This is a genomic window from Bacillus sp. ABA4_010, from assembly GCF_056159105.1.
Genome location: NZ_JBSWUN010000004.1, coordinates 416721 through 428546, shown reverse-complemented (window position 1 = coordinate 428546; position 11826 = coordinate 416721). Strand labels below are relative to the sequence as shown.

At 40.1% G+C, this 11826-nt stretch carries 13 protein-coding genes; 4 read left to right on the top strand and 9 right to left on the bottom strand.

The genetic code is table 11. The annotated features are described in order from the left end of the window. Positions 1-216 precede the first annotated feature (216 nt). Positions 217-1206, bottom strand: coding sequence for a 2-hydroxyacid dehydrogenase (locus ACXAEO_RS21660; protein ID WP_474884980.1), 990 nt, complete (start codon positions 1204-1206; stop codon positions 217-219). 78 nt (positions 1207-1284) lie between these two features. Next, a complete protein-coding gene (gene yutH, locus ACXAEO_RS21655) occupies positions 1285-2289 on the bottom strand; it encodes a spore coat putative kinase YutH (RefSeq protein ID WP_474884977.1) in 1005 nt (334 codons plus the stop codon). A 215-nt stretch (positions 2290-2504) separates the two neighbouring features. Here yutH and ACXAEO_RS21650 point away from each other — a divergent pair, with 215 nt between their 5' ends. Further along, positions 2505-3008 (top strand): phosphatidylglycerophosphatase A family protein, encoded by a 504-nt coding sequence (locus tag ACXAEO_RS21650; protein WP_474884975.1) that lies wholly within the window; start codon positions 2505-2507, stop codon positions 3006-3008. 120 nt (positions 3009-3128) lie between these two features. Here the strand turns inward: ACXAEO_RS21650 and ACXAEO_RS21645 are convergent, their stop codons facing one another. Both ACXAEO_RS21645 and ACXAEO_RS21640 read right to left on the bottom strand, forming a co-directional pair. Next, complete coding sequence (locus ACXAEO_RS21645; protein ID WP_474884973.1) at positions 3129-3899, bottom strand: TIGR01457 family HAD-type hydrolase; 771 nt, start codon at positions 3897-3899, stop codon at positions 3129-3131. Positions 3900-3990: 91 nt separating this feature from the next. Further along, the gene (locus tag ACXAEO_RS21640; protein WP_474884971.1) at positions 3991-4428 is read right to left on the bottom strand and encodes a DUF86 domain-containing protein; all 438 of its coding nucleotides are present in this window, start codon (positions 4426-4428) and stop codon (positions 3991-3993) included. 207 nt (positions 4429-4635) lie between these two features. On the opposite strand from ACXAEO_RS21640, the gene ACXAEO_RS21635 reads away from it, so the two are divergent. Further along, the gene (locus ACXAEO_RS21635) at positions 4636-4902 is read left to right on the top strand and encodes a DUF3055 domain-containing protein (RefSeq protein WP_474884970.1); all 267 of its coding nucleotides are present in this window, start codon (positions 4636-4638) and stop codon (positions 4900-4902) included. Positions 4903-4954: 52 nt separating this feature from the next. Here ACXAEO_RS21635 and ACXAEO_RS21630 read toward each other — a convergent pair whose 3' ends face one another. After that, on the bottom strand, positions 4955-5230 hold the full coding sequence (locus ACXAEO_RS21630) for a YutD family protein (protein ID WP_474884968.1): 276 nt from the start codon (positions 5228-5230) through the stop codon (positions 4955-4957). A gap of 116 nt (positions 5231-5346) precedes the next feature. Between ACXAEO_RS21630 and ACXAEO_RS21625 the strand changes: the two genes are divergently transcribed. After that, the gene (locus tag ACXAEO_RS21625) at positions 5347-6009 is read left to right on the top strand and encodes a YhcN/YlaJ family sporulation lipoprotein (RefSeq protein ID WP_474884966.1); all 663 of its coding nucleotides are present in this window, start codon (positions 5347-5349) and stop codon (positions 6007-6009) included. 68 nt (positions 6010-6077) lie between these two features. Here ACXAEO_RS21625 and lipA read toward each other — a convergent pair whose 3' ends face one another. Beyond that, complete coding sequence (lipA, locus tag ACXAEO_RS21620) at positions 6078-6980, bottom strand: lipoyl synthase (RefSeq protein ID WP_474884964.1); 903 nt, start codon at positions 6978-6980, stop codon at positions 6078-6080. Positions 6981-7286: 306 nt separating this feature from the next. Here lipA and ACXAEO_RS21615 point away from each other — a divergent pair, with 306 nt between their 5' ends. After that, entirely contained in the window at positions 7287-8291 is a 1005-nt protein-coding gene (locus ACXAEO_RS21615) for a M23 family metallopeptidase (RefSeq protein ID WP_474884963.1), read from the top strand. Positions 8292-8329: 38 nt separating this feature from the next. Here ACXAEO_RS21615 and ACXAEO_RS21610 read toward each other — a convergent pair whose 3' ends face one another. From ACXAEO_RS21610 to ACXAEO_RS21600, 3 genes are all read right to left on the bottom strand, one after another. Further along, positions 8330-8437, bottom strand: a complete 108-nt coding sequence (locus tag ACXAEO_RS21610; RefSeq protein WP_474884961.1) for a methionine/alanine import family NSS transporter small subunit — start codon at positions 8435-8437, stop codon at positions 8330-8332. Then, the gene (locus ACXAEO_RS21605; protein ID WP_474884959.1) at positions 8437-9948 is read right to left on the bottom strand and encodes a sodium-dependent transporter; all 1512 of its coding nucleotides are present in this window, start codon (positions 9946-9948) and stop codon (positions 8437-8439) included. Before ACXAEO_RS21605 ends, ACXAEO_RS21610 begins: the two co-directional genes overlap by 1 nt. A 200-nt stretch (positions 9949-10148) precedes the next feature. Beyond that, positions 10149-11720, bottom strand: coding sequence for a Na+/H+ antiporter NhaC family protein (locus ACXAEO_RS21600; protein ID WP_474884957.1), 1572 nt, complete (start codon positions 11718-11720; stop codon positions 10149-10151). Between the last annotated feature and the right edge of the window lie 106 nt (positions 11721-11826).

Genomic DNA, 11826 nt, shown 5'->3' with positions numbered 1-11826 from the left:
TTTGTGTTTGTATAAAAGACATTATAGAGACAAAATATGAATTTTACAATCCCAACTTTGCCTATTTTTTTAATGTAATCGCTTCACATGTACTATTTATAACAATTTAAATATTTTAAAAATTTTTATTTTAATAATGATAACATGTTTTAACACTCATTCGCATCGAATTTTGTAAAAAAAACGATGAACCCATTCGTTCATCGTTTTGTTGGTTTAGTTCAAACGAGATAACATTTCCCCGTTAACGATTGTTTTTGGCTTCTGGTTCTTAAGTACCCGCAATATGTTCCCAACACATAAGTCAATCATAGCTGTTCTAGTTTCGACACTCGCACTTCCAATATGGGGTAGTGCCGTTACATTGTTGAGTGATAAAAGCGGATGGTCTCGATCAATGGGTTCTTTCTCAAACACATCTAGTCCAGCTCCAGCAATTTCTCCATCTTTTAGCGCGTGAAACAAAGCCTCTTCATCGACGACTGCTCCACGTGAAGCATTGATAAAAATGGCGGATGACTTCATTTTTTTGAACGCCGCTTCATTAAATAAATACTGGGTTTCATCAGTTAAAGGCGTAAGACATACAATGAAATCTGAACTCGTAATGACCTCATCAAATGTGCCATATACTGCACCTAATTCTCGCTCTGCTTCCATATGACGGCTACGATTGTGGTACAAAATGTTCATCTCAAACCCTGAGGCTCGTTTGGCGACTGCACGTCCAATGTTGCCCATTCCGATAATTCCAATCGTTTTATGATGAATGTCCCGCCCCGCCAATAAATACGGATTCCAGCCTCTCCATTGTCCATTTTTTACATATTCAGCTGCTTCTGATATACGCCGAGCCGCCGCCATCAGCAAACCAAACGTTAAATCCGCTGTTGTATCGGATAAAACATCCGGTGTGTTACAGACGATAATTCCCCTTTTTGTCGCTTCTTCCACCTTTATATTGTCATACCCTACCGCCAAATTCGCAATAAGTTTCAACTGTTTGGCCTCTTGCATGACACTTGTATCAATTTGATCCGATAACATCGTCAATAGTGCCGTTGCTTCTTTCGCCTTTTCAACAAGCAATTCATGGGGCACAGGCTGTTCTTCATGCTCCCACATTTCAACACGAGCTATTTGAGCGAGCGGCTCTATTAGTTGATTTGGTAATTTTCGTGTAATAAATACATAAGGTTTATCCATTCCCTGTCACCTCGTTATCAAAAAATATTGCATCATCTTCCTTATCTTACCACATTTACTTTCAACTATAATGCTGTTTCAACTGTGAAGCCATTCAATCTCTGGAATGTGATACCGTTTCGGGGTAATGCCCACTACCTGATAGAAATCCCTTAAAAACTGTTCATATTTTTCACTTTCATCAAGGAGCGTCTCAATATTTCGCTCATACGTTTGCTTCTCTTCTCCGCTTCCTGCACTATAATACCCTTCAATCGACTCAAAATAATGAACAGGAAACAGCAGCCGAGCATATAATAATCTCCAAGCAAACGATGATAGCGGCGTAACCTTTTCATACTCTCCTAAAAAATTGGTGATGTCTCTTTCCAGCAGGGAATTTGTGTTAAAATATAAGTAACGGATATACTCCGCCAAATCACGGCTTGGATGGTCAAGCACCCAATCGGAAGGCAGCTTAAAATAGGATTGGCGCTCCCACACAGAAGGAGTAAACCGATGATGACAAATGGCCGCCACATCGAAAGTACGGGGAAGATCGTCAATTTCTGTATCTATCAAATATTGAATCGCGTTCTCTGTCAAACCTAGATAATACGGGAATGACTCAATAAAACGTTTATCTGTTTCGTTATTCGGATGTTCATGTACTTTCATGCCCCAAAATTTCTCCAACTGATCAAGCCGTTTTTCCCAAAAGCTTTTCCATTGCCCAATTCGATTATGCTTTTCAATAGAATACGGCAATAATTTTCCCTTTTGGTGAAACGAAGCAAGTTCTTTTCCGTATATAAAAGATGAAGGACGATCGAAGTAAGCAACGCGGCAAACCCCGAACTTCTGTCCGTTGTCTTCGGTCACGATGGCACCACTTTTGTTCAGCATAAATGATGCAACCTGCCTTTCTCCTTGAGAAAGTAAAAATTGACTCATTTGGTAAAGCTCTTGCACTTCTTCTTCATCTAAATGGCCGAGAGCCATTACAATATATAAAATATTGCGATGTTGAAAGCTTTTACAGTCGTTTAAGTCTGTTAACTGCACCGGCTTGATTCCATATTGTTCATGAATGGTTTGTATCATTATTTCATCCCCTTCTGTGCAATACTGCATTGACCAAAGATGGTCTTTTTGCAGCCTTAAATTTCTAAATTATTAAAATTATATGAAGAGGCTGTACAATACTTGTCATAATGTTACATCATGTTTGAATAGAGTAACATTACAAACTCCAAACATGGTTTCAACACAAAATGCCATACTAACAACATAAACTACGAAGAAATTAGGTGACTGGATTGAAAGAAAAACATGTGATTACGGAGCTTGAAGCAAAAGCAAGGCAATGGTTAACTGATCGAGGTGTGACAGTGAACGACATTGCGGAATTAGTCTATTACTTGCAATCAAAATATCATGAAAATTTAGCCATGGAAGAGTGTATTTCCAATGTGGAAAGAGTGTTGGCTAAGCGTGAAGTACAAAATGCCATTTTAACGGGCATTCAATTAGATTTATTAGCTGAACAGGGGAAGTTGGAAGAACCACTCCAAACCATTTTATCAACTGATGAAGGTTTATATGGGATTGATGAAATTTTAGCCTTGTCGATTGTCAATGTGTATGGATCCATTGGCTTCACGAACTATGGATACATCGATAAACAAAAACCAGGTATTTTAGGTCTGTTAAATGATAAAGAAGCATCCGGAAAATGCCACACTTTTTTAGATGATATCGTAGGCGCGATTGCGGCAGCGGCTTCAAGTCGGCTCGCTCACCGAGCAGCCCATACGGAATAATTGTCATTCCTTGAGGCAGCGAAGCAATACCTCTCAAGCTCTCCATGAACATTCTATTTTATGAAAAGAATCCGTCACCGTATCGTTTATATTAACGATTCAGTGACGGATTCTTCTCCACTAAATTCGCTCCATCCATTCCGAAAGCGAGTCTACTGTGTAAGTCGGCTTTGTTTCATAACTATTTAACAATTCTTTCGTTGTCACACCTGTATGGACGAGCAATGTATCTAATCCAGCGTTCATGCCCGCTTTAATATCGGTATCATAGTTATCTCCTACCATTAATGTTTCTTCCTTCGGCACCCCTAATACCCGTAGCGCTTGCTCCATAATAATTCGTTCAGGTTTGCCAATGAAGGTCGGCTGTGTGCGAGTAGATACTGCAATCACAGAAGTAAGAGAGCCATTCCCAGGAAGAAGTCCTTGTTCGGTCGGAATAGCAATGTCTCCATTTGTTGAAACAAAAACAGCTCCATTGCGAACAGCCAAACAGGCTGTCGCCAATTTGTCATAACTGATGTTTCGGTCCAGACCGATTACAACAAAATCAGGTTGCTCTTCCTTGAAAGTAAATCCTTTCTCCTGCATCGCAGATTGGATGCCTTCTTCGCCAATGACGTAAGCTGAGCCATTCGGTTTTTGCTCATATAAATAATTGGCTGTAGCTAAACTCGTTGTAAATACTTGTTTTTCTTCCGTATGAATGCCAAACTTTTTCAATTTCTCTGCGACTTGGCAAGGTGTACGCGTCGAATTATTCGTCACAAACAAGTAAGGAATCTGCCTCTCTTTTAATGCTGCAACAAAATCGCGCGCTTCTTCAATGAGCTCTTTTCCCCGATACATCGTTCCATCTAAATCAATTAAATATCCTTTGTATGTTTTCATCCTTATCCACCTACCATTAATTAACTATGTATAACTAATAAGCCAAAAACATGGGAGGCGTTCCGGCACCTCCTTATTCGCTAAATGGTTATTAGTTTTTAAACGCAGAAACTGGACCAAGTTCATTTTCTAAATAACGGCGGACACAATGCGGAAAATTTTCCACGGTTTGAAGGTGTTGCTGCATGGTAGCGGCAAGATCAGCATGTTCCACATTTATATAATCTTGAACAAGCGGCTTTCGAAGCCGGATAACTTGCTTTAAACTTTCTCCTTCTTCTACGGACACGACACGCTCATCCATTAAAATGTCAATAATATCATCATAACTGCCAGGATCACGCATAATAAACCCATCAATCATCGCATTCCCAACATCTAGTATGCATTCAATGACGAGATGGCCAATGCGTTCTAATACTTTTTGTTCAAACATTGTCTCCCATGTTTCTTGTTGCTTAAATAATGTACATTGCTGCTCCAAAAATTGTAATGTCTGTTCAATTTTATTTCGGTCGACAAAATACATAGTGATTCCCCTTTCTCTGACATATCCTTATTTTAACACAACTGAATAAGGGGTTACTAAAATACATGGTGTATAGGCGGCGGTTTCTTGTTATGATGGTCATATATCCATTTAAGAAACTGGGTTGTAAATATGAGGCTCGTTCCAGTCATGGTACATAAATGTAAGAAAAAGAACCGGGAAAACAACGATGGGAGGAATCAGTAGATGAGTGAACGATTTTTTTTATATGACGATGTAGTCCAAACAAAAACACGATTTGTAAGTTTTATGGGAGAAAAGCAACGGTTTGATTTAGCGATTGTCCAATCTGACCGCTATTACGGGAAACAGCTCGTTCTTGATATTCAAGGCGGGCGGTTTGCCATCATCGGACAAGATGATTTAGAGGAACCTGGCTATTTGGAGCATGTGTACCGATTAGATGAAGAGGATGCACAAGAACTGCGTGAATTCTTGTATGAAATTATGTAAACTATAATAAAAAGGTCAAGCGAAGGACCAAATGTCTTTCTTCTTGACCTTTTTATTTATGTACTTTTTTGACTACAAAATAGGCACATCCGAAATTACAATATTCTTGTATATAATCGTTCAAGGTGCTGATTTTCGTGTCATAAGTCGATTTCTGATTTTGATCATCAAAAAAACCGCGTAGTCGAAGCTGATTATATCCCCAGTCACCAACAATATAATCATACCTTGTTAAAATTTCACTATATCTTGCTCGAAAGCCTTCTTCATCGAAGCCGTTTCGGACATCTTTTACCACTTCATAGCAAATATTATTGATGCAAATCATTCCTATTCCCACCCTCCTCTTTTTTAACAATACCATAATTATAGATACGAAACCATCAATTGACACGAAAAAATACCGCTCAATGCAGCACCCTAACAACTAAGGGGGTGTTATAATTGAACAAGACATTGGGCTCTTTGCTTGCGGCCTCTTTCTTAACAATTACAGGGTGCCAAGCAAGCATAAATGAAAATGACGAAGCGCTATATGAAGAAAGCGGCAATGCCATTTATGTATCAGACCGCAATGAAATTTATAACGAAGAAGACATGACCAATAACCGAGGAATGTCGCGTTATGGTTTTGTACGACACCAAAAAAATCCAGCCGGCAATGATACGAATATGTACAGAAAAATTGCGACATTGGACCGCGAAAAAGCAGCCGATACCATCAGTCGTTTAGCAGTCGCCATTCCGAATATTAATGACGTAGCGACATTGGTTACAGATGAAGAAGTATTAATTGGCTATCAAACAACCGCTGAAAACCGTATGGAAGCAGCTGACCAGGTGAAACGAACGGCAATGTCTGTCGTTCCAAGATACTATCACGTATATGTCACAGACAATGTCCGCATTATGCAGGATATAGAAAACTTCAGTATGGTCGGGTCGACAACCCCCAACATTGAACAATCCATTGAAAATACCATTCGTGACATGCTAAAATCCCCTCAAGGATATAAAATGAGTGACGGCGAGGACGCGAACGGCGAAATGAAAAACGAATTAAACGATGCCATGAATGATGATATAAAAGAACGCAGAATGGATTAACCGTGCTGTTGACTAAGTGAGCACCTTGCATAAAAAAAACATCTCGGCTTACCGCCGAGACGTTTTTTTTATGCGTTCTCTTTATCACGCATTTGTTTCGTTGCTGCATTCACTTGCTCATCAGCATGATAAGATGAGCGAACAAGTGGACCTGCTTCCACATGGCTGAAGCCTTTACTCAAGCCAATTTCTTTCAACTCTTCAAATTCTTGCGGTGTATAATATTTTACCACTTTTAAATGCTTTTTCGTTGGCTGCAAATATTGGCCAATGGTCATGATATCGACGTTATTCGCACGCAAATCATCCATCGTTTCCAAAATTTCTTCTTTCGTTTCCCCTAAACCAACCATAAGACTGGATTTAGTGGGAATATCCGGTTGCATTTCTTTTGCACGGCGAAGAAACTCCAATGAACGCTCGTATTTAGCACGGGCGCGAACTCTAGGAGTTAAACGGCGAACCGTTTCAATGTTATGGTTTAAAATATCAGGACGAGCATCCATTAACATTTTTAAATTTTCTTCGATTCCACCCATATCAGATGGAAGAACTTCGATAGACGTGAATGGATTTTTACGGCGAACAGCACGGACTGTTTCAGCAAACACTTCCGCTCCGCCATCACGTAAATCATCACGGGCAACAGCTGTAATAACTGCATGCTTTAAGTTCATCAGCTGAACAGAATCTGCTACTCGTTCCGGCTCTTTCCAGTCTAGCTCTGAAGGTAATCCGGTTTTAACCGCGCAGAAACGACAGGCACGTGTACAAACATCCCCTAAAATCATAAATGTAGCTGTACGACGAACCGCCCAGCATTCATGGATGTTCGGGCATCTCGCTTCTTCACAAACTGTGTGAAGATTGTTTTCCCGCATCATTTTCTTTAAGCCTGTATAGTTTTCGTTGGTATTTAACTTAATTTTCAACCATTCCGGTTTGCGAACATGTTCTTCTTTTGTTGCCATTTACATTCACTCCATCCATGATTGTTACAGTTTGCCATGTATATGTAAGCGTGTACGAATTTTTAAATAAAACGTAACTATATGTCACTTTAACATTAAAAAGACTATTCGACAAGTTCTCTGCCCACCATTTACCTGTTCGCTTTCCATTAAAATATTGGAAATACTACCACTGTCACCGTCTCTTTCTCAATTAGACAAGCCCTTTGTACTAAAATTCTTCTCTCATTGGTAATAATTGATATTTATGAATTAGCCTTTATCTCGCACACTACTGTTATGGAGCAGTTGGAAGGAGGATTAGACTTGAAAGTTGTATTATATCTTCTACTTTTCATCTTCACTTTTTCTAACTGTGAGGTAGGTTATGCTGCCACAAACGTGCAAGATGAAGAAGCTTTGAACACTCGTCGGATTGAGTTATATAAGAAAGCGGAAGCCTTTACTCAAATCCCCTGGTTTTATTTTGCTGGAATAGATCAATATGAGCGTAGTGCTCGCCGAGGAAGAAGAGACATCCCAAGGGAACAGGGAGCCCTATCTATTTATTTTGAACAAGGAAAGTGGGGCGGACCTTTAAATCCAGATCCGGAAGACACAAATCCGACGACGATTCGATTGTTCGGAGGATACGGGAAAGATGGCGATGGCGATGGGAAAGCTTCTATTCACAATGATGAAGACATCATCATGTCCGTTGCCTCCTACCTTCAGTCATTTGGAACAAGTCATGATCATGTTAAAATGGCTCTATGGAACTTTTATCGACGCGCCAAAGCGGTTGATATCATCGTCGGCAATGCGAAGCTATTTGAAAAATACAATCGTTTAAATCTTCATGATAAAGTATTTCCGGTCCCTCTTCGTTCCAATTACAGCTATAAAAACACATGGGGGGACGCTCGCGGCTGGGGAGGACGACGCATTCATGAAGGAACCGATATATTCGCTAGCTACGGAGTGCCTGTTCGCTCTACTTGTTATGGCATTATCGAGTTAAAAGGTTGGAACCGTTATGGAGGTTGGAGAATTGGGATTCGTGATTTAAATAATGTGTATCATTATTTCGCTCATTTAAGCGGTTTTGCTAAAGATTTGAAAGTGGGGCAAATTGTAGAGCCTGGAATGCTCATCGGTGGTGTTGGCAGTTCCGGTTACGGTCCTCCAGGTACGTCGGGGAAATTCCCACCGCATTTGCATTATGGGATGTATAAGGATAACGGCGTAACAGAATGGTCCTTTGATCCATATCCACAGTTGAAAATGTGGGAGCGAGCAGAACGTGTACAGCTAAAAAAGAAAAAACCCTAACAATAAAGCGGCAGGGAATCCCTGCCGCTTTATGTATCTTATTTACTTGTTTTCGCTTTTTTCACTGCGTGGGCAATACTCGCTCCAAGTCCGCCCCAAATAATAACCATCCCAACAACCATCATTAATAAGGAACTTGCTTCCATTAGTTTGAGACCTCCTTATCATAAGATGAAACAGCCTTTTCATCTTTCCATTTCAAAGTAGAGAATCCAAAACCTAGAACGATGACGGCTATAGCTACGAGCCATCCGAACGGAATAACGAAAGATGTGGCATATCCTTCATAATTTTCCGCTAAGTTTGTTTTAATGTTGTCAAACATCATATAGCCTAATACGATTGGTGTAATAACCGATAAACAAATTTTCCACCAGCCGCCTAACATAATGTCTGAAACAGAGTTAGCATGTGTTTGTAAATTCTTTAGTTCTTTTAGTACCCAGGCTACGACAATAACTTCCACTAATCCTGCTAGAGCCACTCCAAAGTTATTGATGAAATAATCCACTACGTCAAGGAAGAACAATCCGCCTTGTGTGGCAAACAGCAAGGATAAAACAGCTGCAGCGCCGCCCCCTACCGCAACGGATTTTTTACGCGATACGCCAAATTTGTCTTGCACCCCTGCGACAAACGTTTCCACAATGGAAATTAAGGAACTTAATCCTGCTAATACGAGAGAAGCAAAGAATAAAAACCCGAAAAGTTGGTTGAATGCCGGAAATTCATTGATAATTTGCGGGAATACGACAAAGGCCAATCCTACTCCGCCTGATACCACTTCATCGACTCCTACACCTTGCTGCTGCGCCATGAATCCTAAAATACTGAATACCCCGATCCCTGCTAACAGCTCAAATGCCGAGTTCCCGAATCCTGTAATGAAAGCGTTGTTCGTAATATCTGATTTTTTCGGAAGGTAACTAGAGTACGTAACCATGATGGCAAATGCGATTGATAAACTAAAGAAAATTTGCCCGTACGCTGCCACCCAAACCTTTCCGTTCATAATAACATCCCAATTTGGTTTAAAGAAGGCATTCAATCCTTCAACTGCTCCATCTAACGTAACAGCTCTTAAAACAATCATTAAAAATAATACGCATAATGTCGGTAAGAAAATTTTATTTGCAACTTCAATTCCTTTTTTAATTCCTTTTAATAGAACACCTAATGCAACAATCCAGACAATAACTAATGGAATCAAAATATGTGGAACAAGACTGCCCGTTTGCCCCGGTGCTTCAGCCAATTTTAAGTAATCTCCAAACAAAAATCCTTCTGTATCTTCTCCCCAACTTAAATTGAAAGAAAAAACCGTGTACGACATTGCCCAAGCGATGATAACAGAGTAATAAACCGAAATAACAAAGGAAATGCCTACTTGCCACCAGCCAAGCCATTCTGTTTTGCGATTGAGTCTTGCATACGTCAACGGAGCGGACCCCCGATATTTATGGCCGAGCGTAAACTCCATAATGAGCAAAGGAATACCTGCTGTTAAAAGAGCAAATAAATATGGTAAAAAGAAAGCCCCTCCTCCATTTTCATATGCTGTTGCTGGAAAGCGCCAAATATTTCCTAAACCGATAGCAGAACCGGCAGCAGCTAAAATGAAGCCAGCACGTGTTCCCCATTGCGGACGATTTTCCATATTATGTCCCCCTTACAAATGTTGTAATTTTTATATTTTTCTGATTTTTTAATATTCTATAGACAGTATAGCTAGTCTTATGTCTTCTGTCAAAACAATATTTCAAAAAAGTTAATTTTTTTGAAATATTTCGACCTTTATTGGCAAGAAAAGGCACAAGACCTTGTATTTCCCTACAAGGTCTTGTGCCTTTTCACACATTATTGAGCTGTCGCTGAAACGCGATTGCGCATAAAGATAATAAACAATACTAGTAAAACAACCACGACAACAAGTCCAATGGTTGCACTTCCTGTAAAACCAAGAACGACATACCCAATCGCAGCTACAGCAGCAGATAATAAAGCATATGGTAACTGAGTCATCACATGATCAATATGATGGCAACCTGCTCCAGTTGAAGATAAGATAGTTGTATCCGAAATTGGTGAACAATGGTCTCCAAATACAGAACCAGCTAATACAGCCGCAAGGGACGGCAAAAGCATCGCCACATCGATAGAAGCGGCAATATCACCAGCAATTGGCAACATAATGCCAAATGTACCCCATGACGTTCCTGTAGAGAAGGCCATTAATCCAGCAATAATAAATAAGATAAGTGGCAAGAACGACACACTCAAGTTGGCACTTTCTACGATACCAGCTAAATATTCACCCGTTTTAAGCTGGCTAATTAAATCAACAATCATCCACGCTAAAAGCAAAATATAAATGGCCGGAAGCATCGATTTCGTTCCTTCAGCAATTCCTTTTGGAAATACGTTCATCGATACTTTGGCTGATTTAGACACTTGAACAAAGAATAAAAGGAAGGTCACAATCAGTCCTAACGTTCCTCCATATACGAGAGATGTCGGGACATCTGTATTTTCAAATAGCTTGAAAATCGTCACAGCTTCCCCCTCAATTGCACGGTAGCCTGTCCACATCATCGATGCAATCGTCCCAATAATAAGAGATAAAATTGGAAGAACTAAATCAATCACGCGACCTTTTTCGCTTTCAGGAAGGTCTTGAGACAACTCTCCCGCTACATCGCCTTTCGACGTATCTACAACCTCACCTGTTGCCATAGCACGGTCTTCGTGCACTTTCATATTCCCAAGATTAATATTGTACATCCCGACAGCAAACACGGTAATCAATGAAGCAAATACATAAAAGTTCATCGGAATCATTTGAACGAATGCAGAAAGAGCTGACATATTGCTAATTTCATGCGCAGCCAAAATGGAACCAATGACGGTAATAATGTATGCTCCCCAGCTTGAAAATGGCGCAACCACACAAACAGGTGCAGATGTAGAGTCAATGATGTAAGCAAGCTTTGCACGTGAAATACGCTGGCGGTCTGTCAACGGACGGCTGACTTGTCCAACTGCCAATGCATTGAAATAATCATCAATGAAAATAATAACCCCTAAAAGAGCCGTCACGAGATGAGCGCCTCTTCGTGTTTTAACACGTTGCAATGCCCATTCTCCAAACGCACGGCTTCCGCCGGAAATTGAAATGAATGCTGTAATAACACCTAAAATGATTAAAAAGAGCAAAATATATAGATTGTACTTGTTTACTTCTCCATCGGCATAAAAAATAGCCGAGAAACTGCCCCATACTTTTTGTAAAGCCTCAGTAATTGAGAATTTCGTTAATACCAGTGCCGATGTTAAAATCCCCACTCCAAGAGAAAGTAACACTTTTCGCGTTAACACAACCATTAAAATGGCCAGCAACGGCGGCAATAAAGAATAAATTGTTCCTTCCATGTCAAACGTGCCCCCCAAAAGAAGTTAATATCCTTGTATTCATAAAAGAGGGACGTGACGCTGGAGACAAATAAAAAAGAGTAATGATAGAAAATAACCTATTCAT